Below are 22,994 nucleotides of genomic sequence, written 5' to 3' on the forward strand. Positions count from 1 at the left end.
CCTCAGGGTTTCGACTGGCCGTTGATTTCGTCTTGCAGCACTTGGTCAATGTTCTTGAAGCTGTTGTTCACCAGAGGTTTCACGTCTTTTTGCGGCACATGGCACTGATTGCAGAAATACCGGCGTGGCGATACCGCGGCCAGCGCCTGACCATCACGGTCCATGTAGTGGGTGATGCTGATCATCGGCGCCTGAGTGCGAGCGCTATTGGCGCGGCTATGACAAGACAGGCACTTGTTGCTGTTCTTGTCGATGCGGTATCCCCGAGTGCTGTGCGGGATGGTGGGCGGTTGCTCGGGATAATTGCGCTCGCGCTTGAGGTCCTTGTTCTCGTCTTCAGCTATCGGCGGGGCCGGGAACTCCTGCGTCAAGGTCCCTCCGGGTCGCCGACCATCCGGCGCCGGGGCGTCCAGCGGGTAACCCGGCTGCGCCGCGAATGCCGCTGGCAACCCAACCAGCAGAGCAGCAAGCAAGGACAGCGAACGACAATTCATCAGAACTCTCCTTATGCCGTCTTGATCACTTCAATCCTGATCGCGCATTTTTTGTAATCAGTTTGTTTGGAGATAGGGTCCGTCGCATCGAGCGTGACTTTGTTGATCAGCCTGTTGGCATCGAAGAACGGTACAAACACCAGGCCTTCGGGTGGCTTGTTACGCCCTCGGGTTTCGATGCGCGCACGCATCTCACCGCGCCGACTGATCAGTTTCACTTCGCTGCCACGGCGGGCATTCAAGGCTTTCGCATCCGCCGGATGCATGTAGACCAAGGCGTCGGGGACCGCTTTATAGAGTTCCTCAACGCGCTGCGTCATGGTCCCGGTGTGCCAGTGCTCAAGGACCCGGCCGGTGCTGAGCCAGAACGGGAAGTCCGCGTCCGGGGACTCTGCTGGCGGCTCGTAAGGGAGCGCGAAGATGATCGCTTTCTTGTCGGGATAGCCATAGAACTGCACACCGCTGCCCTTCTCCACGTAAGGGTCATACCCCTCTCGGAAACGCCAGAGTGTTTCCTTGCCCTCGACGACGGGCCAGCGCAATCCACGTTCGGTGTGATAGCGATCAAACGGAGCAAGGTCATGACCGTGGCCACGGCCGAACTGGGCATATTCTTCGAACAGCCCTTTTTGCAAGTAAAAACCAAAATCCCGGGCCTCGTCGTTTTGATAACCCGCCGCCATCTGATCCAGTGGGAACTGATCGACCTGACCGTTCTTGAACAGCACCTCATACAGGGTCTTGCCCTTGTACTGCGGTGACGTGGTCAACACCTCTGCCGACCAGACCTCATCGGTTTTAAAGCGCTTGGAAAACTCGACCAGTTGCCACAGATCAGACTTGGCCTCACCCGGTGCCGAGACCAATTGATGCCAGAACTGCGTACGCCGCTCCGCGTTGCCATAAGCGCCCTCTTTCTCGACCCACATCGCGGTGGGCAGAATCAGATCGGCCGCTTGGGCGGAGACCGTGGGGTACACGTCCGAGACCACCACAAAGTTCTCGGGGTTGCGCCAGCCCGGCAACACTTCCTGCATGATGTTCGGACCGGCCTGCATGTTGTTGCTGGCCATCGTCCAATACACGTTGAGCACACCGTCCTTGAGCATGCGGCTCTGCTGCACGGCGTGAAACCCGACCTTTTCATTGATGGTGCCCGGCGGCACTTTCCAGATCTGCTCGGCCTTGGCGCGATGCGCCGGGTTGGTGACCACCAGGTCGGCGGGCAAGCGATGGGAGAACGTGCCCACTTCGCGCGCCGTCCCGCAGGCCGAAGGCTGGCCCGTCAGGGAGAATGGACTGTTGCCCGGCTCGCTGATCTTTCCGGTCAACAGGTGGATGTTGTAAATCAGGTTATTGGCCCACACGCCACGCGTGTGCTGGTTGAAGCCCATGGTCCAGAACGAAACCACTTTGCGCTTGGGGTCAGCATACAGTTCGGCCAACGCCTTGAGGCGCTCGGCTGGCACGCCGGTTTCCTTGGCCGTGCGCTCAAGCGTGTAAGGTTTTACGAACGCCGCGAATTGCTCAAAATCGATATCGGTCCAGGTATTCGCCTTGGCGGCATTGCGCGCCTTCATCTCCAGCGGATTATCGGCACGCAAGCCGTAGCCGATGTCATCCGTACCTTTGGCGAACTTAGTGTGCTTGCTGACAAAGTCCTTGTTGACCGAGCCGCTTTCAATAATGTGATTGGCAATGTAGTTGAGGATAAACAGGTCAGTCTGTGGCTTGAACACCATGGGAATGTCGGCCAACTCAAAACTGCGATGCTCGAAGGTAGAAAGCACCGCGACCTTGACGTTGGGCTGGCTCAATCGGCGATCCGTCACCCGACTCCAAAGAATCGGATGCATCTCCGCCATGTTTGAACCCCACAACACGAACGCGTCGGTGACTTCGATATCGTCATAACAGCCCATCGGCTCATCGATACCGAACGTACGCATAAACCCCATGACCGCGGACGCCATGCAATGACGTGCATTGGGATCAATGTTATTTGTGCGAAACCCGGCCTTCATCAACTTGTTGGCCGCATACCCTTCCCAGACGGTCCACTGACCAGAACCGAACATGGCGATTGATTCAGCCCCTTTGTTTTTTATCGCCTCCTTAAACTTCAATTCCATCACATCAAACGCTTGATCCCAGGACACCGGCTGAAACTCGCCCTGCTTGTCATACTGCCCGTTGGTCATGCGCAACAGTGGCTGAGTCAGGCGATCAACGCCGTACATGATCTTTGACAAGAAGTAGCCTTTGACGCAGTTCAGCCCGCGATTGACCTCGGCTTTCACATCACCGTGAGTGGCGACCACCCGATTGTCCTTGGTCGCCACCATCACGCTGCACCCGGTACCGCAAAAACGGCAGGGTGCCTTGTTCCAGTCCAGGGCCACCCGGTCTTCTTCGGTGATGAGATTACTGGCAGAGGTAAATACCGGAAGTCCCGCAGCCGCCGCAGCAATCCCGGCAGCCTGGGCTTTGACAAATTCTCGCCGCGTCATAGGCATGTGCTTTCTCCCGTCACATCGAGAATCTCGTGATAAACGAGGGAGGCATTGAGCACACCCGGCAAGTTGTTGATCTGGTTTATGCGCTGGGAAATCTCGCTTTCCTTTTCCATCTCCAGCACCACCACCAGTTTGCCGGCGAGACTTTCCTGATGCAGTTCAACGCCATTGAGCAAACGCAAGTTAGCCTTCACCGCCTCGAACAACTCAGGACGAGCAAGCACTACCAGACTGGCAATATGCAGCGTCTTTTCCATGATCAGTACTCCCCGTCATGCCACTAAGAGGGACAACAATCAATTGGGTGGTCCGGGAGGGCCAAGCAGCATTTGCAGAAACCAGACAAAGAAACCGTAACCACCCACTATCGCCACCGACAGCACTGGAAAAAGAACAACAATCAGAAAAAAGAACAGGCGAGTTTCTTTGCGCACTTGCTGGGTAGAGTCATCCGCTGATGGCATGGTGATCGCTCCTGCCAAACTTTGAATTGAGCCTAGATGGCCTGCCTGGGAAGCTCTACGATTCGGATCAACGGTAAGGGTAAAGCGCTTCCAATGCGATTTAGAAGCGCTAGAGAACAACTAACAGCCGATAATTATTCTTGTTTTGGTTGCTCGCCGACTAACGTTAACGCTCAACTTTGCCAATTTCATAATCACGCAACTTGTTGGCAATGGTGGTATGAGAAACACCCAGGCGCTTGCCCAATTGCCGGCTGCTGGAATGCTCCGAATACAGGCGTTCCAACACCGCTTTCTCGAAACGCCCGACAATCTCGTCAAGCCCGCCTTCCAGCGAAAAATCGCCAAGCGGCTGACGCACACCGTAATCCGGCAGACGAATATGTTCGGCCTTGACCGTCCCGCCCTCACACAACGAAACCGCCTGGAACAACACGTTTTCCAATTGCCGGACGTTACCCGGCCAGTGGTAATGACTGAGCCGCTCCATCGCGGCCGGTGCCAGTTTCGGCAGCGGGCATCCGATTTGCCGGCTGGCCTGATCGAGGAAGTGCTCCACCAGCGGCGTCAAACCATCAAGGCATTCACGCAGTGGCGGGATGTGCAGCGACAACACATTCAAGCGGTGATAAAGGTCTTGGCGAAACTCGCCCCGCGCGCACAGTTCGGACAAATCCACTTGGGTCGCGCAGATCACGCGCACATCGAGGTAGACCTCTTCATCACTGCCCACACGACGGAAGCAACCGTCCTGCAGGAAGCGCAGCAATTTCACCTGCAAGCGCGGGCTCATTTCTCCCACGCCATCGAGAAACAGCGTACCGCCCGCCGTCAGTTCCAGCAGCCCGAGCTTGCCTTCGGCGCGTGCGCCTTCGAAGGCACCGGGGCCATAGCCGAACAATTCGGTCTCGGCCATCGACTCCGGCAGCCCGGCGCAGTTGAGTGCCATCAGGGGTGACTGCCCGCGCGGGCTGGCCAAATGACAGGCCCGGGCCAACAATTCCTTGCCGGTGCCGGTTTCGCCTTCTATCAAAAGCGGCGCATCCAGCGGCGCCATGCGCCGGGCTTCGCGCACCACGGCCGCCATGACTTTCGAGCTTTGGAAGATGCTGTCGAACCCACGCAGTTCCTGCTTGCGCACGTTATAGATGCGCTCCCCTACCCGGTCCGCGCGGTGCAGCGTCAGGACCGCGCCGGCCATGGCTTCGCTGTCGTCATGTTCCGATTGCAGCGGCGCGATGTCCGCCAGAAACACGTCGCCCTTGACCTTGACCCGCAGCCCGTTGATTCGCGACTTGTTGGCGCGCACCAGTTCCGGCAAATCGAAATCCTCGGCATAACGCGACAGCGGAATCCCCGGCACTTCATCCACCCGCACCCCGAGCAACTGCGCCGCCGCGCGGTTGGCCGCAACGATGGAACCGCCCATGTCGATCGACAACACCGGAAACTCCAGGGCACCGAGCAACGCATTGAGTTCCATGTGCCGACGCTCGCTGGGCATCAGCCCTACGCGCTTGACGCCGAATACGCCGGCAATCGATTCAAATTTCGGACGCAGCGCCTGGAACTGAATGTTGATCAGGTTCGGGCAATGCAGGTAGATCGCGTTGCCATGTTCGCCGCCGACCTCACCGCGGGCGACGTTGATCCCGTATTCAACCAGCAAGTTGAGAATGTCGCGCAGGATACCGATACGGTTCTGGCAGTGGACTTTGATACGCATATAAATGGCCCGAAAAACGATAAATGAGGTCAGTGCCTGCACACATTCCCTGTGGGAGCCGAGCTTGCTCGCGATAGCGGTGTACCAGCCGACATCCATGCTGAATGTGGCCCCCTCATCGCGAGCAAGCTCAGCTCCTACAGGGGAATCGCAGCGCTCAACTGAACGTGCCGGCAGAATTTTTCTGTCGCGCGTGAAGATAGTCGTCAAGATTATGTGACACCTTTGCACCATTTCAAACCCGCGAATCTCAACAGCTAGGCCATAGCCGTCAATCCGTAACGAATTCTTTACGAAAAATGGCGAATTTTCCTACGCAACAAGCCGTCACCCTGCTGCAACGCAGCAATCCTTGGGGTATTTCTAGGTCCATAGCAGTACATAACAAGAACGAATCCCCTCGCAGGAGAGCAGCATGAAGCAGACGCAATACGTGGCTCGCGAGCCCGATGCGCAAGGTTTTATCGACTACCCCGCTGAAGAGCATGCGGTGTGGAACACGCTGATTACTCGTCAACTGAAAGTGATCGAGGGTCGTGCGTGCCAGGAGTACCTGGACGGTATCGAAAAACTCGGTCTGCCCCACGACCGCATTCCGCAACTGGGCGAGATCAACAAAGTCCTCGGTGAAACCACCGGCTGGCAAGTGGCCCGGGTTCCGGCGCTGATTCCCTTCCAGACTTTTTTCGAGTTGCTGGCCAACAAGCAGTTTCCGGTGGCGACGTTTATTCGTACCCGCGAAGAGCTGGATTACCTGCAAGAGCCGGACATTTTCCACGAGATTTTCGGGCACTGCCCGCTGCTGACCAACCCTTGGTTTGCCGAATTCACCCACACCTACGGCAAACTGGGCCTGCAAGCGACCAAGGAAGAACGCGTTTACCTGGCGCGCCTGTACTGGATGACCATCGAATTCGGTCTGGTCGATACCGCTGAAGGCCTGCGCATTTACGGCGGCGGCATTCTTTCTTCTCCAAAAGAAACCGTTTACTGCCTGTCGAACGAACCTGAGCATCAGGCGTTCGATCCGCTGGAATGCATGCGCACGCCGTATCGCATCGACATCCTGCAACCGCTGTACTTTGTCCTGCCGAACCTCAAGCGTCTGTTTGATGTGGCTCATGAAGACATCATGAGCATGGTCAAACAAGGCATGCAGCTGGGCTTGCACACCCCGAAATTTCCGCCAAAGGCTGCGTGATCCGCTGCTTTTAGAAACAAGTGAGCCTGTCAGGAACCGACGCTTTGGTTTAGCGTGGTGTTACTGACGGCCGATTTCCAATCATTCGATTTCAGGTACACATCATGTCCACATTGAACCAAGCCCACTGCGAAGCCTGCCAAGCCGGTGCCCCTCAGGTCAGCGACGAAGAGTTGCCGGTACTGATCAAGCAGATCCCAGACTGGAACATCGAAGTACGCGACGGCGTGATGCAGCTGGAAAAGCTGTTCCTGTTCAAAAACTTCAAACACGCGCTGGCGTTCACCAATGCCGTTGGCGAGATCTCCGAGGCCGAAGGTCACCACCCGGGCCTGCTGACCGAATGGGGCAAAGTCACCGTCACCTGGTGGAGCCACTCCATCAAGGGCCTGCACCGCAACGACTTCATCATGGCTGCGCGCACTGACGAAGTGGCCAAGGACGCCGAGGGCCGCAAATAATGCATTTCGACGCCATAGGTCGAGTCCCCGGCGACCCGATTCTCGGCTTGATGGAGGCTTATGCGCAGGACCCCAACCCGCGCAAATTCGACCTCGGCGTGGGCGTCTATAAAGATGCCCAGGGCCTGACGCCGATTCCGCAGTCGGTGAAGCTTGCCGAGCAGCGTCTGGTGGATCGTCAAACCACCAAGACCTACATTGGCGGTCACGGCGAACCGGCCTTCGGCAAAGCCATCAATGAGCTGGTGTTGGGTGCCGATTCCGCCTTGATCGCCGGGCAACGGGCCGGGGCGACCCAGACCCCGGGCGGCACCGGTGCATTGCGCTTGAGCGCCGACTTCATCGCCCAGTGCCTGCCGGGCCGTGGCGTGTGGCTGAGCAACCCGACCTGGCCGATCCACGAAACGATTTTCGCGGCGGCCGGGGTCAAGGTCAGTCACTACCCGTACGTGGGCAGCGACAACCGCCTCGACGTCGACGCTATGCTCGCGGTACTCAGCGAAGCGCCGAAGGGCGACGTGGTGTTGCTGCACGCCTGTTGCCACAACCCGACCGGTTTCGACTTGTCCCACGACGACTGGCACCGAGTGCTGGACGTGGTGCGCAGTCGAGACCTGTTGCCGTTGATCGACTTCGCTTACCAGGGCTTCGGCGATGGCCTGGAGCAGGATGCCTGGTCGACCCGGTTGTTCGCCGCGGCGTTGCCGGAAGTGCTGATCACCAGTTCCTGCTCGAAGAACTTCGGTTTGTACCGCGACCGCACCGGCGCACTGATTGTCTGTGCAAAAACCGCTGAAAAGCTCGTGGACATCCGCAGCCAGCTGGCCAACATCGCGCGCAACCTGTGGTCGACACCACCGGATCATGGCGCGGCCGTAGTCGCGACCATTCTTGGCGATCCGGAGCTGAAAAGCCTCTGGGCCGACGAAGTGGAAGCCATGCGTTTGCGCATCGCCCAATTGCGCAGCGGCCTGGTCGAAGCGCTGGAGCCACATGGCTTGCGCGAGCGCTTTGCCCACATCGGCGTGCAACGCGGGATGTTTTCCTACACCGGGCTGTCGCCGGAGCAGGTTAAACAGCTGCGTGATCATCACAGCGTGTACATGGTCAACTCTGGCCGGGCCAACGTGGCAGGGATTGATGCTACGCGTCTGGATCTGTTGGCCGAGGCAATCGCCAAGGTTTGCAAATAACCCCCGCCTTACGCTGATCGTTCCCGCGCTCTGCGTGGGAATGCAGCCCGGGACGCTCCGCGTCCCTTCCAGAGCCGAACGCGGAGCGTCCGTTGAGGCATTCCCACGCAGAGCGTGGGAACGATCAGCGCAGGCTGCGCCAACTCCTACACAGACCTGTCTAGACAACCCCTTCCGTCGCAACAATTGGATATAAAAGTCCGATTGTCATTTTTACTGCTGTATTCTGCCCAAGCTTTTTAAAAGCGCGGATCTACCAGATCTATCAACAGACTTTGCGAGGAGCGCGAAACATGCACGAGATTCCTAATCTCCCCTTCCCAAGCCTGCACGAAACTGAGCAGACAACCACGCAACAAGCCGGCGCCCAACAGCCCGAGCCAAAAAAAGAAGCCACTGAACGCCGCCAGGCCGACAGCGAAGACTGAAACACCTGCAATGCCAGACCGTGTGGAAAGCGCTAACATGCGCTTTCCACACCGCCTGAACCCTTGAGCTACACACCATGACCGATGAATTCAGCGAGACCCAAGCCAGCGTCCTGATCGGCACTGCCGAGAAGATGATCGAGATCTGGAATCGCCTTTCCCCCGAGAAACAAGCCGCGTTGCTCGCCCGTTTCGGCAGCGAAGAAAACGCCTTGGCCGCCTTGGTCACGACGCAACTGGTTGCCCCCGCCAAGCCCTGATTCACCCCGTCCGGCAAATAGTTTTACTTTTTCCACGACCCGCAGCCGCTCGCGCCGCTATCATAAGCAGCCTATCTATCCTGCTTTCCCGTGGACCTTTACCCATGTCTGAAAACCAGCGCCCCCTGGCGGTCACGCTGCAAGTCGTTTCCATCGTTCTGTTTACCTTCATCGGCTACCTGAATATCGGCATCCCCCTGGCCGTATTGCCCGGCTACGTCCACAGCGACCTGGGTTTCGGCGCAGTCATCGCCGGCCTGGTAATCAGCGTGCAATACCTGGCCACCCTGCTCAGCCGCCCTTATGCCGGAAAAATCATCGACAATAAGGGCAGCAAACTGGCGGTGATGTACGGCCTCGCCGGTTGCGGCTTGAGCGGCGTGTTCATGTTGATTTCGGCCTGGACCCAGAGCCTGCCGACCCTGAGCCTGATCAGCCTGCTGATCGGCCGCCTGGTACTCGGCAGCGCGGAAAGCCTGGTCGGTTCAGGCTCGATTGGCTGGGGCATCGGCCGGGTTGGCGCGGCGAACACCGCCAAGGTGATTTCCTGGAACGGCATCGCCAGCTACGGCGCATTGGCCGTCGGCGCGCCGTTGGGTGTGCTGTTGGTCCATCAATTAGGCTTGTGGAGCATGGGCGTGAGCATTGTGCTGCTGGCCATTCTTGGCCTGGCACTGGCCTGGCCAAAAACCGCTGCGCCAATCGTGGTCGGCGAACGCCTGCCGTTCATGCATGTGCTGGGGCGCGTGTTGCCGCATGGTTGCGGCCTGGCGCTGGGCTCGATTGGCTTCGGCACCATCGCCACCTTCATCACCTTGTATTACGCCACGCAACACTGGGACAACGCGGTGTTGTGCCTGAGTTTGTTTGGCGCCAGCTTCATTGGTGCACGCTTGCTGTTCGGCAACTTGATCAACCGCCTCGGCGGCTTTCGCGTGGCGATTGCCTGCCTGTCCGTGGAAACCCTGGGCTTGTTGCTACTGTGGTTGGCACCGGACGCCCATTGGGCGTTGGCCGGCGCGGCGCTGAGCGGTTTCGGGTTCTCGCTGGTGTTTCCAGCGCTGGGCGTGGAAGCGGTCAACCTGGTGCCGGCCTCCAGCCGTGGCGCGGCCGTCGGTGCTTATTCGTTGTTCATTGATTTGTCGCTGGGGATTACCGGACCGCTGGCGGGGGCCATTGCCGCCGGATTTGGTTTTGCCTCGATCTTCCTGTTCGCCGCCCTCGCCGCGTTGAGCGGTTTGATGCTGAGCATTTACTTGTACCGGCAAGCACCGAAGCAACGCGAAGCGCGTGAGTCGCGTTAAAAATCGACCTTGCCGCGTCCGGCCTTGATACTCCCGCGCTGGCTCTTCGATTCGAGCCGACGCTTTTTTGAACCCAGCGTCGGTTTGGTCGGGCGGCGCTTCTTTTCGACTTTGGTCGCGCTGAGGATCAGTTCGGTCAACCGTTCCAGCGCATCGGCGCGATTGGCCTCCTGCGTGCGGTATTGCTGAGCCTTGATGATCAACACGCCTTCGCTGGTGATGCGACTGTCGCGCAGTGCCAGCAACCGCTCCTTGTAGAACTCGGGCAAGGACGAGGCCGGAATGTCGAAACGCAGATGCACGGCGCTGGAAACCTTGTTGACGTTCTGGCCGCCGGCACCCTGAGCGCGAATGGCCGTCAACTCGATCTCGGCATCCGGCAGATGCACGTTGTTGGAAATTACCAGCATGTAAAAGCGTCCGGGTTCAGAGTGCGCAGGATACCGCGAATAGACCGGTGCAACGCGCCCCTGTAGGAGCATGGCTTGCCCGCGGTGAACGAAAACGCGGTGTACCTGGTAAACCACGGTGTCTGAATCGCGGGCAAGCCATGCTCCTACAGGGATTTTGTGTGAACCCTGAAAACAACAAACCCGGCACATGGCCGGGTTTGTTGTTTCTGCGCCCTGCGCTTATTTAGCGCTGGAGCCTGTCGCCTGCAGCGCATGCTGCGCACTGCGCTTGTTCTTGATGCCGTAGCAAATCCACATGAACACGACCCACACCGGAATCGCGTACACCGAGATCTGGATCCCCGGAATCAGCAGCATCACGCACAGGATAAACACCACGAACGCCAGGCAGATGTAGTTCCCGTACGGGTACCACAGCGCCTTGAACAGCGGCGTTTGTTTGGTCTTGTTCATATGCTGGCGGAATTTGAAGTGCGAGAAACTGATCATCGCCCAGTTGATGACCAGGGTCGCGACGACCAGTGACATCAACAGTTCCAGCGCATTTTGCGGGATCAGGTAGTTCAGCAACACCGCAATCAGCGTCACCGCGGCCGAAGCGAGGATCGAACGCACAGGCACGCCGCGCTTGTCGATCTTCGACAAGGCTTTCGGCGCATCGCCCTGCTCGGCCATGCCCAGCAGCATGCGGCTGTTGCAATAGGTGCCGCTGTTGTACACCGACAACGCCGCGGTCAATACCACGAAGTTGAGGATGTGCGCGGCGGTGTTGCTGCCGAGCATCGAGAACACTTGTACGAACGGGCTGCCGCTGTAGGAATCACCTGATGCATTCAGGGTGGTCAGCAGGGCGTCCCATGGCGTCAGCGACAACAGAATGACCAACGCGCCGATGTAGAAAATCAGAATCCGGTAGATCACCTGGTTGATGGCTTTCGGGATCACGGTTTTCGGCTTGTCCGCTTCTGCTGCGGTGAAACCGAGCATTTCCAGGCCACCGAAGGAGAACATGATGATCGCCATGGCCATCACCAGACCGCTGACACCGTTCGGGAAGAAACCACCGTGGGACCACAGGTTGCTGACCGACGCTTGCGGGCCGCCGTTACCGCTGACCAGCAAGTAGCTGCCCAGGGCAATCATGCCCACGATGGCCACAACCTTGATGATCGCGAACCAGAATTCGGCCTCGCCAAAGACTTTGACGTTAGCCAGGTTAATCAGGTTGATCAGGACGAAGAACCCGGCTGCCGAAACCCAGGTCGGGATCTCCGGTGCCCAGTAGTGGATGTATTTGCCGACTGCGGTCAGCTCCGACATGCCCACCAGGATGTACAGGATCCAGCAGTTCCAGCCCGACAGGAAGCCGGCGAAACCACCCCAGTATTTGTGCGCGAAGTGGCTGAAGGATCCGGCCACGGGCTCTTCGACGATCATTTCGCCGAGCTGGCGCATGATCATGAAGGCAATGAAGCCGCAGATGGCGTAGCCGAGGATCATCGACGGGCCGGCGGACTTCAGCACCCCGGCAGAGCCGAGGAACAAACCGGTGCCGATCGCGCCACCGAGGGCAATCAATTGAATGTGGCGGTTTTTCAGGCCGCGCTTCAGCTCGCCTGAATTCGAGTTTTGTCCACTCATGAAAAGGCTCTCACGTTCTGCATAGTTACAACGGTCATGCGTCACCTGTTTGTTTTTATCTGTGACGAAATCGAACCCGACACACTCGTGGCGTGGCGGAGTGAACAAGACGGGTAGCCTTGAGGTTTGCGCATTTGCGCAGGAGGTCACAGTTAAAACGCGGCGCATTGTACACCCGTAACCCCCTGCTGCCAGACCCGCTGGATCAGCGTGTTGTAAGCCGGGATTGCCTGTGTCCGCCCCGAGTGTCCCGGGCGGCTGCAAATAGAGAGTCAGACCCTTGCGGGCCATCGACGGGAACGATTGAAAAATCGCCCCACGGGGAGAGATGGAGATGAATCACGGCGTACATTGCGCCTCCTTCTTGTTATGCACCTGCACGACAGGCATGCGGCGCATCTGACCCTGCATGGCGTGCTGAAACAAGCGGGGGAGAGCCTTGGAGCGAGAATGGAGCGGTCACGAAATGGAAGAATTTTCTTACAGTTCCCGGGAGAAGGGAGTTTCATGGGGTTAATGGGTGGTTTTCGTAAAGTATTCGTTACAGGGCGTAACGACGGTTTTCCATTCTGGAAATGGCGGAGCCTGAGTTGACGCCTTCGCGGGCAAGCCCGCTCCCACCATTGGCGCGATCGTTCCCATGCTCCGCGTGGGAATGGCTCACCGGAGGCTCCGCGTTCGGCTTTGAAGGGACGGGCTGCATTCCCACGCGGAACGTGGGAACGATCAGTCAGCCAAAAAAAAACGCCATCCCGAGGGATGGCGTTTTTATGCAGCACTTACCGATTACTCAGGCTTGCGACGACCGAAACCCGGACGCTGGCCCGAACCGGCTGGCGCGCCGCGGCGCTTGCCCGATGGTGCGTCCTTGTCGACCAGGACGATGCCCGGGCGTTTCTTCGGCGCAGGCTTGGCCGGGCGCTTGGTATCAGCAGGACGGTCTGCCACTGGCGTTCCGCGACCGGCTGGAGCACCGCGATCGCTGCGGCCGCCGCTTGGCGCACCACGGCCTTCGCCACGTTCAGTGCGGCCGTTGGCCGGGCGTGGAGTGCGTGGACCGCGCTCGCCGTCTGCACGAGGTGCAGCAGGTTTGCGGGCCGGGCGCTCGCCTTCGATCTGCGGCTCGCGAGAATCACGCGCCGTGGCCGGGGCACCCGCCGCAGGACGCAACGTACGCACGCGCTCGGTCTTGCCCATCGGACGCGACGATTTACGCTGCATACGATCGAGCTTGTCTTTGCTCTTGGCGTTCAACTGTGGCATCGCGACCGGCGTCAGGCCAACCTCGGCACTCAGAATGTCGACTTCGTACTGGCTCATTTCGCGCCAGCGGCCCATCGGCAGGTCGGAGTTGAGGAACACCGGACCGAAGCGCACGCGCTTCAGACGGCTGACCACCAAGCCCTGGGATTCCCACAGGCGACGAACTTCGCGGTTACGACCTTCCATCACCACGCAGTGATACCAGTGGTTGAAACCCTCACCACCTGGCGCTTGCTTGATGTCGGTGAACTTGGCCGGGCCGTCTTCGAGGACAACGCCTGCTTTCAGACGCTCGATCATCTCGTCATCAACTTCGCCACGTACACGTACCGCGTATTCACGATCCATTTCATAGGAAGGGTGCATCAGGCGGTTGGCCAATTCACCGTCGGTGGTGAACATCAGCAAGCCGGTGGTGTTGATGTCCAGGCGACCGATGTTGATCCAGCGACCTTCTTTCGGACGCGGCATCTTGTCGAATACGGTCGGACGGCCTTCGGGGTCGACACGGGTGCAGATTTCACCGTCGGGCTTGTTGTACATGATCACGCGGCGTACCGACTCGGCGGCTTCTTCGCGCTTGATCACCTTGCCATCAATGGTGATGGCGTCATGCATGTCGACACGCTGACCGAGCGTGGCGTCTTTGCCGTTGACCTTGATGCGGCCGTGGCTGATCCAGGCTTCCACGTCACGGCGCGAGCCGACGCCGATACGGGCGAGGACTTTCTGCAGTTTTTCGCCTGCTGGGCCGATTTCCTGGTCGTCTTTCTGGTCGTTGATACTCATCTGGGCACCTCCCGGTGTGGTCTGTTCAGGCTTTGCCTGAAGCGATGTAAATCTGTGCACTTGGGCGAAGGGATCGCCGAAGGGTCGCGAATCATACGCTCATGCGGGCGATTTCGCATCAGAGACTAGCTGATGATCACAGCGTTACTGGTTTTTCCGCCGACCGGTGGCACCGTACGCGTATTGAGCTTGTGTAGGAGCCGAGCTTGTTCGCGATAGCGGACGTCCATTCACTTTGATGTTGAATGTGCTGACGTCATCGCGAGCAAGCTCGGCTCCTACAGGACTGGGGTCAGTCGTCGAATTCGCGGCGTTCGGCTTCGATGGCCTCGGCGAGTGCCCGGGCTTCGGCTTCTTCGTCGCTCAACTCGGGCTCAGGCTCGGGTTTCGGCTGTTCAAGGGCCGCGACGGCAGCCAGGAGTTTTTCGCGAGCTTCGGCGACGCCTAGCACGTCGTCTTCAAGCTCTGGCTCCGGCTCCGGCTCCGGCTCCGGCTCTTCTTCGACTGTGGCTTCTGGCTCTACCTGAAGTTCATTGTCGATTGGCGGCTCAACCGCGGTCATCTCGCCGTCACGCAACAAATCATCGAAATCAGTCTTGAGCCCCTCCTCCATGGTGTCCAGTTCCAGCAACAATGTGTGGAAACTGGTTTCTTCCTTGGGTTCTTCCGGCTCGGCGCTGGCGTCCGCCAATTCCTGCAGGCTGGCAGGCACGGGGGCGTCGTCGAAATCGAGAACCGGGTCCGGTTCAAGTTCGCGCAGTTCGGCCAGCGGCGGCAGATCGTCGAGGTTCTTCAGGTTGAAGTGGTCGAGAAATGCCTTGGTGGTGGCAAACATCGCCGGTTTGCCGGGCACATCGCGGTAGCCAACAATGCGAATCCACTCGCGTTCCAGCAGCGTCTTGACGATTTGGCTGTTGACCGCCACGCCCCGCACGTCTTCGATTTCGCCCCGGGTGATCGGCTGGCGATAGGCAATCAGGGCAATGGTTTCGAGCATGGCGCGGGAATAACGCTGCGGGCGCTCCTCCCACAAGCGCCCGACCCACGGCGAAAATTTCTCGCGGATTTGCAGGCGGTAGCCCGAAGCCACTTCCTTCAGCTCGAAAGCGCGGCCGTCGCAGGACTTGGCCAAAATCGTCAGCGCTTTCTTGAAGACCGGCGGCTCTGGTCGCTCGCCCTCTTCGAAGAGTTCGAACAGACGTTCAAGCGATTGCGGTTTTCCCGAGGCCAACAGAAAGGCTTCAAGCAGTGGCGCCAGCTCGCGGGGTTCAGTCAGGTTCATGATTCAACTCGTTATTCGGCTCGGGCCCGCACATGGATCGCTGCGAACGGCTCATTCTGCACCAGCTCGACCAAGGATTCCTTGACCAGTTCGAGGATTGCCATAAAGGTCACCACCACCCCGAGCCGCCCTTCCTCCGCCGTGAACAGCTCGACAAAGGGCACGAAACCACCACCCTTGAGCCGATCCAGCACATCGCTCATGCGTTCGCGGGTGGACAGCGCCTCGCGGCTGACCTGGTGACTTTCGAACATGTCGCCACGGCGCAGGACCTCGGCCATGGACAACAGCAATTCCGACAGACGCACATCCGGCAAGAGCTTGCGCGCCCGGGCTTCGGGGGCATCCAGCTTGGGCACGACGACATCGCGACCGACCCGGCTCAGGCCGTCGATGCCTTCGGCGGCCGCCTTGAAGCGCTCGTATTCCTGCAAACGACGGATCAGCTCGGCGCGCGGGTCGTCTTCTTCGTCTTCAATGGTTTCGGCGCGGGGCAAGAGCATCCGCGACTTGATTTCGGCCAGCATCGCGGCCATCACCAGGTATTCGGCGGCCAGTTCCAGGCGCACCGACTGCATCAACTCGACATACCCCATGTACTGACGGGTAATTTCCGCCACCGGGATGTCGAGGATGTTGATGTTCTGTTTACGGATCAGGTACAGCAACAGGTCGAGCGGGCCTTCGAAGGCTTCGAGAAACACTTCGAGCGCATCCGGCGGGATGTACAGGTCCAGCGGCATTTCCAGAACCGCCTGGCCATAGACCATCGCGAAGGGCAGCTCTTGCTGGGCTCCGGCTTGACTGTCGACAACGGGTTCTACTGCAGACATCTACGCCTCGGCCATGAACGGCGAAGGGTCGCCGCAACCGACACGGATCACTTCCGGCTCGCCGTCGGCGAGATTGATCACGGTGGACGCCTTGATCCCGCCGAAACCGCCGTCAATGATCAGGTCGACCTGATGCTCAAGCAATTGACGCATTTCGTATGGGTCGGTCAACGGGTCGATGTCGCCGGGCATGATCAGGGTCACGCTCATCAGCGGCTCACCCAGCTGTTCCAGCAGCGCGAGGGCAATCGGATGGCTCGGGACACGCAGGCCGATGGTGCGCTTTTTCGGGTGCAGCAACAGGCGCGGGACTTCGCGGGTAGCGTTGAGAATGAACGTGTACGGCCCCGGCAGGTGCGCCTTGAGCAAGCGGAACGTGCCAGTATCGATTTTGGCGAACAGCCCCAGCTGGGAAAGGTCGCTGCAAATCAACGTAAAGTTGTGTTTGTCATCCAGCCCGCGCAAACGGCGCACGCGATCCACGGCATTCTTGTCGCCGATCTGGCAACCAATGGCATAGGACGAGTCTGTGGGATATACCACCACTCCGCCGCTGCGAATGATCTCGACGGCCTGTTTGATCAGGCGTGCTTGTGGGTTTTCCGGATGAATCTGGAAAAATTGACTCACATTCTCTACCTGTTCAGACGGCGGCAATATTTGGGTCATGTTTGAATCGACACCACAGTGGTGGCAGATCCTCCGGCAGAGGTCGGTATTCACCGATCTCGGACCAGCCTCCAGGGCCATGAAAATCACTGCCGGCGCTGACCAGCAGACCGAACTCGCGAGCAAGAATCGCCAGGCTGCCCACTTGCTCGGCGGGCTGATGGCCATTGACCACTTCAATCGCATGGCCCCCGGCTTGAATATAGTCAGAAATCAGCCGACGACGCTTGCTGCGTGTGAAATCGTAATGCCAGGGATGCGCCAGGCTGACCCAAGCCTTTGCCGCGCGCAGGGTTTCGACGGTCTCTTCCAGGGTCGGCCAGTGTTGCTTGACGTCGCCCAGCTTGCCGGCGCCCAACCATTTGCGGAAGGCTTCGGCGCGATCCTTTACATACCCTTCACGCACCATCCAGTCGGCGAAGTGCGGGCGGGCCGGCGCGTTGCCGCTGTCGCCCAGTTCCTGCTGTATGGCCCGGGCACCGTCCAGCGCGCCCGGCATGCCTTTCAATGCAAGTTTTCGGCCAATTTCCTCGGATCGCAGCCATCGGCCATCGTGCAACTTTGCAATCGCCTCGACCAACGCCGGCGCGTTTACATCAAACCCGTAACCCAATACGTGAATGGTCGCGCCGCCCCAGGTGCAGGACAATTCGACGCCGTTGACCAGCTGCATCCCCAGCGCCGTTGCCGCGGTGCGGGCCTCATCAAGGCCCTCGAGGGTATCGTGATCGGTCAAGGCCAGGACTCGCACGCCTTTCTCGAACGCACGCGCAACCAGTACCGCAGGCGCCAGGGCGCCATCGGAGGCCGTGCTATGGCAGTGCAAATCAACATTCACAGGACTTTGTTACCTCAAATCAGCTGGCGCTATCGCGCGCCCATATGTTTGTTATTATGCCGCCACATCCTGCTTCTGGCTGCCACTGTGAAACAATTCATCGATTTCATCCCGCTTCTTCTGTTTTTCATCGTCTTCAAACTCGATCCACGGGTCGTCGACATCGGCGGTCATGAATTGACTGTAGGCGGTATTTACAGCGCCACCGCGATGCTGATCATCAGCTCCCTGGTGGTGTACGGCACGCTGTTCATCAAGCAGCGCAAGCTTGAAAAGAGCCAGTGGCTGACGCTCATCGCCTGCCTGGTCTTCGGTAGCCTGACCCTGGCGTTCCACAGCGAAACCTTCCTGAAGTGGAAAGCGCCGGTGGTGAACTGGTTGTTTGCCCTGGCATTCATTGGCAGCCATTTCATCGGCGACAGCCTGTTGATCAAACGCATCATGGGCCACGCGCTGACCCTGCCGGAACCGGTCTGGACGCGTCTGAACATCGCCTGGATCGCCTTTTTCCTGTTTTGCGGTGCCGCCAACCTGTTCGTCGCGTTTACCTATCAGGACTACTGGGTCGACTTCAAAGTCTTCGGCAGCCTGGGCATGACGCTGCTGTTCCTGGTCGGCCAGGGCATTTACCTGTCCCGCCACCTGCACGACGCCGATACCACAACGCCAAAAACCGAGGACTGACATGCTTTACGCAATCATTGCCACAGACGTCGCCAACTCCCTGGAAGCCCGACTGGCCGCGCGCCCTGCCCACCTTGAGCGCCTGCAAGTGCTCAAGGGCGAAGGCCGCATCGTATTGGCCGGTCCACACCCGGCGGTCGACAGCAATGATCCGGGCGCGGCGGGTTTTACCGGCAGCCTGATCGTTGCCGAATTCGATTCCCTGAGCGCCGCACAGGCCTGGGCCGACGCAGATCCGTACATCGCGGCAGGCGTCTACGCCAACGTTCTGGTCAAGCCGTTCAAGCAAGTCCTGCCGTAACTTTCCCCCACAAATGCCCCCGCGCGGTGAACCTTGTCGGTTCATCGCGCTCTCAATCGCTCATTATTCTCGTTTGCCTGCCGATAACCTGCCCAATTACTCGATTGGAATCAGGAGTCGCGATGCGCAAGGGTCCGTTGTGTCTGTTGTTGGTGACGTTGTCGATCATGGCCCCGGCTCATGGTGAAGAAGGCGTCGAGGGCGGTAATTCGACGCCGCTGTCCCTGAGCGCCGGCAGCCAGATCAGCGAGTTGCAGCAGCGCTTGAAGGCAAGCGAACAACAACGAGAAGAACTGAGCAAACAATTGCAAACTACCGATGGCGAACGCGAAAGCGCTCAACTGAGCCGGTTGCGCCAAGAGAATCAGCGCCTCAAGCTGCAACTCAAGGAAGCGCAGGCCAGCAGTCCGCTGCCACGCTTTCTGTCTGATCAGCAGCAGTGGTTTGTTATCGGCGGTGGAGTAGCGCTATTGGCCCTGCTCTGCGGTATCTTCGCCAGTGGTGCCACCAGAAAACGTCGGCAATGGCTGAATTGAGTGATTCATGAGCGAGCTGTTACTAATTGATGATGACCAGGAACTGTGCGAGCTCCTGGTCAGTTGGTTGAGCCAGGAAGGCTTTCAGGTCCGCGCTTGCCACGATGGCCAGAGTGCCCGCCGCGCGCTGGCCGAAACCTCCCCGGCCGCCGTGGTGCTGGACGTCATGCTGCCGGATGGCAGCGGTCTGGAATTGCTCAAGCAATTGCGCAGCGACCACCCGGACTTGCCGGTGCTGATGCTTTCAGCACGCGGTGAGCCACTGGACCGCATTCTCGGTCTGGAACTGGGCGCCGATGATTATCTGGCCAAACCCTGCGACCCACGAGAACTGACAGCCCGTCTGCGCGCCGTGTTGCGCCGCAGCCATCCGGCGGCCGTGTCTAGCCAGATGGAACTGGGAGATCTGTGTTTCAGCCCGGTGCGTGGCGTGGTCAGCATCGATGAACAGGAGTTCACCCTCACCGTCTCCGAAAGCCGCCTGCTTGAAGCCCTGCTCAAGCAACCCGGCGAGCCGCTGGACAAACAGGAGCTGGCGCAGATTGCCCTGGGCCGCAAGCTGACCCTGTACGACCGCAGTCTGGACATGCACGTCAGTAACCTGCGTAAAAAAATCGGCCCACACCCCGACGGCCGTCCTCGCATCGTTGCCCTGCGTAGCCGCGGCTACTACTACAGCCTCTGAAGCGTGTAGCAGCTGCCGAGCCTGCGAGGCTGCGTCCGGTGGCGCAGCCGTCGTAAACCCTGAGAGCGCGGTTTTCCTGAAAAACCGCAGCGGCTGATTTCACGACTGCTTCGCAGCCGAACGCAGCCTCGCAGGCTCGGCAGCTGCTACGTCTTGTGTTGTCAGTGAAGTGTTGGTTTTGTCAGGTCAGTACAAACCCGTCTTTACCCAAGCTTTACGCTCAGCTGACCGCCGCTGACCTTGATCTGCGTAATCTGTACTCATCCGGAACGTACCGGGAACGAGACAAGGAGATTCACCATGCGCAAGACTCTTATCGCTCTGATGTTTGCTGCCGCCCTGCCGACCGTTGCCATGGCCATGCCTGAAGGCACCGGCCCGATGGATGGCTCGATGGACGGCTCGCGCCACGGCGGTCAGATGCACGGCATGCACGGTAAAGGCCCGTACAGCCAGCTGGACCTGAGCCGCGAACAGCGCGAGCAGATCCGCAAGATCATGGGCGAACAGATGCACGAGCGTAAGCAACTGGTCGACAAATACCTGGAGAAACTCTCCCCGGCTGACCAGAAAGCCTTGAAAGACGAAATGACCGCCAAACATCAGAAAGCCGAAGCCGATGTGCGCGCCGTACTGAAGCCGGATCAACAGAAGAAATTCGACGAGATCCAGAAAAAACAGGCTGAGCATCGCGCCGAATGGGCCGAATTCAAGGCGTGGAAAGCGCAACAACCGCAAAAAGCGCAATAATGCGCTAACCCCGGACCCAACGGCTCAACCCCGTTGGGTCTGATTCCACTTAGTCAAATGTGGGAGCGGGCTTGCTCGCGAAGGCGGTGTGTCAGTCAACAGTGATTTGCCTGAGACACCGCCTTCGCGAGCAAGCCCGCTCCCACATGGATTTGCGTTTGTTTGAGGATTTTCTGTGCGCTCATTGTTCTGGCGTATCCTGGCCAGTTTCTGGCTGGCCATCGCTCTGGTGGCAGGGCTTTCCATTCTGCTGGGGCATATGCTCAACCAGGACGCGTGGATTCTCAGTCGCCATCCGGGCCTCAATACCTTGGCCGAACAATGGACGCAAACCTATGAATCCCAGGGTGAAGAAGCCGCTCAGGACATTCTGGAACAGCGCAAACGTCAATATCACATTGACGTTCAGGTGCTGAACGAGAGCGGTGACCCGGTGGTTCGAGGCACCTTCCCTCGTCGTGCTGCGGCGTTCGAAGCGCGGCAGAACAACGATGACCGGCGCCTGCCATGGCGTCGTTTGACCGCGGAATACACCAGCGAAAAGACCGGCGATACCTACCTGCTGATCTATCGCATCCCGCACCCTGAACTGGATTCATGGCACCGCGAAAGCCTGTTGTGGCCGTTGAGTGCCTTGGGCATTGCTCTGGTGGTGCTGACCTTGTTCAGCTTGTTCGTCACGCTGTCGATCACCCGCCCGCTCAGTCGTCTGCGCGGCGCAGTGCATGACCTGGGGCAAACGACCTATCAGCAGAACAGCCTGGTGAAACTGGCCAATCGCCGCGATGAATTCGGCGTACTGGCCAACGACTTCAATCGCATGGGCTCACGCCTGCAAAGTCTGATCGGTAGCCAACGGCAACTCCTTCGCGATGTATCGCACGAATTGCGCTCTCCGCTCGCCCGGCTGCGCATTGCACTGGCGCTGGCTGAACGGGCCACCCCTGAAGAACGGGAGAAGCTCTGGCCGCGCCTGACCCGAGAATGTGACCGGCTGGAAGCGTTGATCAGCGAAATTCTGGTGCTGGCGCGAGTCGACGCCGACAACGCCAGCGCCGAAGAGGTCGACCTCAACGCGCTACTCAATACGCTACACAAAGATGCGCAACTGGGCTCGCCGGAGCAGAGCGTGCGACTTGAAGCTGAGCCGCAACTGAACCTCAAAGGCTGGCCGACGATGATCGAGCGCGCCCTCGACAATCTGCTGCGCAATGCTCAGCGTTTTAACCCGGTTGGGCAGTCGATTGAAATGCAGGCCGTGCGTCAGGGCGAGCGGATTGTGGTCAGCGTGCGTGACCATGGGCCGGGTGTAAGCGCCGAGTATTTGAACCAGTTGGGTGAGCCGTTTTATCGGGCTCCAGGGCAGACAGCCGCCGGGCATGGCCTTGGATTGGCCATTGCGCGCCGCGCGGCAGAACGGCACGGCGGGAGCCTGGTGCTGGCCAATCATCCGCAGGGCGGGTTTATTGCCAGCCTGGAGCTGCCGTTGGTGCCGGGTGCTGTCGTCCAGCCATAAATGCAGTGATGATGCAAAAAGCACACAGCCTCGTTTCACTCGACAGCTGCTACAGGTGTACACATATCTCTGCAGCAGCTGTCGAGTGAAACGAGGCTGCGATTTTTTGAACGTCAGGATTTAGCGGGCCAGGCGCTGACAAATTCGGCCAGATCGACTTTCTCCGCCACTCGCGGTTCTTTCTGCGGCGTGCCCAGGTAGAGGAACGCAATCACCTCCTCCCCTTGCGCCAACCCCAACCCATTGGCCACATGCGCGGAATACGCCAAATCACCGGTGCGCCACACCGCGCCAATCCCCTGCGCATACGCCGCCAGCAAAATCCCGTGTGCCGCGCAGCCCGCTGCCAGCAGTTGTTCGGATTTCGGATATTTGACGTGATCCTGTAACCGCGCGATCACCACCACAACCAGTGGCGCCCGGAGTGGGCCGTTGCGCGCCTTGTCCAGCGCGGCCTCGGACACCTCGGCGTCTTGTAGCCTGGCGGCTTCAGCCAGCAACTCGCCCATCTGCTCACGCGCCGCACCCTCGACCGTCAGGAAGCGCCACGGCTGCAAATGACCATGGTCCGGTGCACGCATGGCGGCGCCAAACAGAACTTCGCGCTGCGCTGCGGTCGGTGCCGGGTCAAGCAGTCGTGGAACGGAAACACGGTTGAGCAAAGCGTCGAGAGCCTGCATCGGCCACCTCCTGAAAAAATGTTTGGCTATTCTAGCTGCAAGTGCGCAAGCGGCGTCGGTTTACATG

General features: G+C 59.1%; 25 protein-coding genes. 12 read left to right on the forward strand and 13 right to left on the reverse strand.

Going from position 1 to position 22,994, the window contains the following annotated elements:
- Positions 1-2: 2 nt before the first annotated feature.
- The 5 genes from BMS17_RS06950 to BMS17_RS06970 all read right to left on the reverse strand — a co-directional run bounded on the left by BMS17_RS06950 (position 3) and on the right by BMS17_RS06970 (position 5,200).
- Positions 3-494 carry a nitrate reductase cytochrome c-type subunit gene (locus BMS17_RS06950; protein ID WP_046032794.1) on the reverse strand — a complete coding sequence of 164 codons (492 nt, stop codon included), beginning with the start codon at positions 492-494 and terminating at the stop codon, positions 3-5.
- A gap of 11 nt (positions 495-505) precedes the next feature.
- Complete coding sequence (napA, locus tag BMS17_RS06955; RefSeq protein WP_077430671.1) at positions 506-3,010, reverse strand: nitrate reductase catalytic subunit NapA; 2,505 nt, start codon at positions 3,008-3,010, stop codon at positions 506-508.
- Positions 3,001-3,267 (reverse strand): chaperone NapD, encoded by a 267-nt coding sequence (locus tag BMS17_RS06960; protein ID WP_046032792.1) that lies wholly within the window; start codon positions 3,265-3,267, stop codon positions 3,001-3,003. Before BMS17_RS06960 ends, napA begins: the two co-directional genes overlap by 10 nt.
- 39 nt (positions 3,268-3,306) lie before the next feature.
- Positions 3,307-3,474, reverse strand: coding sequence for a periplasmic nitrate reductase, NapE protein (locus BMS17_RS06965; protein WP_046032791.1), 168 nt, complete (start codon positions 3,472-3,474; stop codon positions 3,307-3,309).
- A gap of 166 nt (positions 3,475-3,640) precedes the next feature.
- Entirely contained in the window at positions 3,641-5,200 is a 1,560-nt protein-coding gene (locus BMS17_RS06970; protein ID WP_046032942.1) for a sigma-54-dependent phenylalanine hydroxylase transcriptional regulator PhhR, read from the reverse strand.
- A 415-nt stretch (positions 5,201-5,615) separates the two neighbouring features.
- Between BMS17_RS06970 and phhA the strand changes: the two genes are divergently transcribed.
- From phhA to BMS17_RS06995, 6 genes are all read left to right on the forward strand, one after another.
- A complete protein-coding gene (gene phhA / locus BMS17_RS06975; protein WP_027922317.1) occupies positions 5,616-6,401 on the forward strand; it encodes a phenylalanine 4-monooxygenase in 786 nt (261 codons plus the stop codon).
- A 104-nt stretch (positions 6,402-6,505) separates the two neighbouring features.
- Positions 6,506-6,862 (forward strand): 4a-hydroxytetrahydrobiopterin dehydratase, encoded by a 357-nt coding sequence (locus BMS17_RS06980; RefSeq protein ID WP_046032790.1) that lies wholly within the window; start codon positions 6,506-6,508, stop codon positions 6,860-6,862.
- Positions 6,862-8,055 carry an amino acid aminotransferase gene (locus BMS17_RS06985; RefSeq protein ID WP_077430672.1) on the forward strand — a complete coding sequence of 398 codons (1,194 nt, stop codon included), beginning with the start codon at positions 6,862-6,864 and terminating at the stop codon, positions 8,053-8,055. Before BMS17_RS06980 ends, BMS17_RS06985 begins: the two co-directional genes overlap by 1 nt.
- A 293-nt stretch (positions 8,056-8,348) precedes the next feature.
- On the forward strand, positions 8,349-8,483 hold the full coding sequence (locus BMS17_RS30620) for a hypothetical protein (RefSeq protein WP_256577151.1): 135 nt from the start codon (positions 8,349-8,351) through the stop codon (positions 8,481-8,483).
- A 77-nt stretch (positions 8,484-8,560) separates the two neighbouring features.
- The gene (locus tag BMS17_RS06990) at positions 8,561-8,743 is read left to right on the forward strand and encodes a hypothetical protein (protein ID WP_077430673.1); all 183 of its coding nucleotides are present in this window, start codon (positions 8,561-8,563) and stop codon (positions 8,741-8,743) included.
- Positions 8,744-8,847: 104 nt separating this feature from the next.
- Positions 8,848-10,047 carry an MFS transporter gene (locus BMS17_RS06995; RefSeq protein ID WP_077430674.1) on the forward strand — a complete coding sequence of 400 codons (1,200 nt, stop codon included), beginning with the start codon at positions 8,848-8,850 and terminating at the stop codon, positions 10,045-10,047.
- Here BMS17_RS06995 and arfB read toward each other — a convergent pair.
- The 7 genes from arfB to BMS17_RS07030 form a co-directional block, all read right to left on the reverse strand.
- Positions 10,044-10,457: an alternative ribosome rescue aminoacyl-tRNA hydrolase ArfB gene (gene arfB / locus BMS17_RS07000; protein WP_046032786.1), complete on the reverse strand. Its 414-nt coding sequence runs from the start codon at positions 10,455-10,457 to the stop codon at positions 10,044-10,046. The genes BMS17_RS06995 and arfB overlap by 4 nt on opposite strands.
- Positions 10,458-10,679: 222 nt before the next feature.
- A complete protein-coding gene (locus BMS17_RS07005) occupies positions 10,680-12,101 on the reverse strand; it encodes an amino acid permease (protein WP_046032785.1) in 1,422 nt (473 codons plus the stop codon).
- Between the two features lie 786 nt (positions 12,102-12,887).
- Positions 12,888-14,153 (reverse strand): 23S rRNA pseudouridine(2605) synthase RluB, encoded by a 1,266-nt coding sequence (rluB, locus tag BMS17_RS07010; RefSeq protein WP_046032784.1) that lies wholly within the window; start codon positions 14,151-14,153, stop codon positions 12,888-12,890.
- Positions 14,154-14,445: 292 nt separating this feature from the next.
- Positions 14,446-15,435 carry an SMC-Scp complex subunit ScpB gene (scpB, locus tag BMS17_RS07015; protein ID WP_077430675.1) on the reverse strand — a complete coding sequence of 330 codons (990 nt, stop codon included), beginning with the start codon at positions 15,433-15,435 and terminating at the stop codon, positions 14,446-14,448.
- Positions 15,436-15,446: 11 nt separating this feature from the next.
- Positions 15,447-16,268, reverse strand: coding sequence for a ScpA family protein (locus BMS17_RS07020; RefSeq protein WP_046032782.1), 822 nt, complete (start codon positions 16,266-16,268; stop codon positions 15,447-15,449).
- On the reverse strand, positions 16,269-16,898 hold the full coding sequence (locus tag BMS17_RS07025; protein ID WP_033049013.1) for an L-threonylcarbamoyladenylate synthase: 630 nt from the start codon (positions 16,896-16,898) through the stop codon (positions 16,269-16,271).
- 13 nt (positions 16,899-16,911) lie between these two features.
- Positions 16,912-17,775, reverse strand: a complete 864-nt coding sequence (locus BMS17_RS07030) for a PHP domain-containing protein (protein ID WP_046032780.1) — start codon at positions 17,773-17,775, stop codon at positions 16,912-16,914.
- Positions 17,776-17,862: 87 nt separating this feature from the next.
- On the opposite strand from BMS17_RS07030, the gene BMS17_RS07035 reads away from it, so the two are divergent.
- The 6 genes from BMS17_RS07035 (at position 17,863) to BMS17_RS07060 (ending at position 22,247) form a co-directional block, all read left to right on the forward strand.
- The gene (locus BMS17_RS07035) at positions 17,863-18,459 is read left to right on the forward strand and encodes a septation protein A (RefSeq protein WP_046032779.1); all 597 of its coding nucleotides are present in this window, start codon (positions 17,863-17,865) and stop codon (positions 18,457-18,459) included.
- Position 18,460: 1 nt separating this feature from the next.
- Positions 18,461-18,760, forward strand: a complete 300-nt coding sequence (locus BMS17_RS07040; RefSeq protein ID WP_007984134.1) for a YciI family protein — start codon at positions 18,461-18,463, stop codon at positions 18,758-18,760.
- Between the two features lie 122 nt (positions 18,761-18,882).
- The gene (locus tag BMS17_RS07045) at positions 18,883-19,296 is read left to right on the forward strand and encodes a translation initiation factor 2 (protein WP_077430676.1); all 414 of its coding nucleotides are present in this window, start codon (positions 18,883-18,885) and stop codon (positions 19,294-19,296) included.
- Between the two features lie 7 nt (positions 19,297-19,303).
- Positions 19,304-19,981 carry a response regulator transcription factor gene (locus BMS17_RS07050; RefSeq protein WP_046032776.1) on the forward strand — a complete coding sequence of 226 codons (678 nt, stop codon included), beginning with the start codon at positions 19,304-19,306 and terminating at the stop codon, positions 19,979-19,981.
- Positions 19,982-20,281: 300 nt separating this feature from the next.
- Positions 20,282-20,731, forward strand: a complete 450-nt coding sequence (locus BMS17_RS07055; protein ID WP_046032775.1) for a Spy/CpxP family protein refolding chaperone — start codon at positions 20,282-20,284, stop codon at positions 20,729-20,731.
- Positions 20,732-20,906: 175 nt separating this feature from the next.
- Positions 20,907-22,247: a HAMP domain-containing sensor histidine kinase gene (locus BMS17_RS07060; RefSeq protein ID WP_046032774.1), complete on the forward strand. Its 1,341-nt coding sequence runs from the start codon at positions 20,907-20,909 to the stop codon at positions 22,245-22,247.
- Between the two features lie 113 nt (positions 22,248-22,360).
- Here the strand turns inward: BMS17_RS07060 and BMS17_RS07065 are convergent, their stop codons facing one another.
- Positions 22,361-22,927: a nitroreductase family protein gene (locus BMS17_RS07065; RefSeq protein ID WP_046032773.1), complete on the reverse strand. Its 567-nt coding sequence runs from the start codon at positions 22,925-22,927 to the stop codon at positions 22,361-22,363.
- Positions 22,928-22,994: the final 67 nt, after the last annotated feature.

The sequence above is a fragment of the Pseudomonas sp. C9 genome, from assembly GCF_002000165.1.
Taxonomy (GTDB): domain Bacteria; phylum Pseudomonadota; class Gammaproteobacteria; order Pseudomonadales; family Pseudomonadaceae; genus Aquipseudomonas.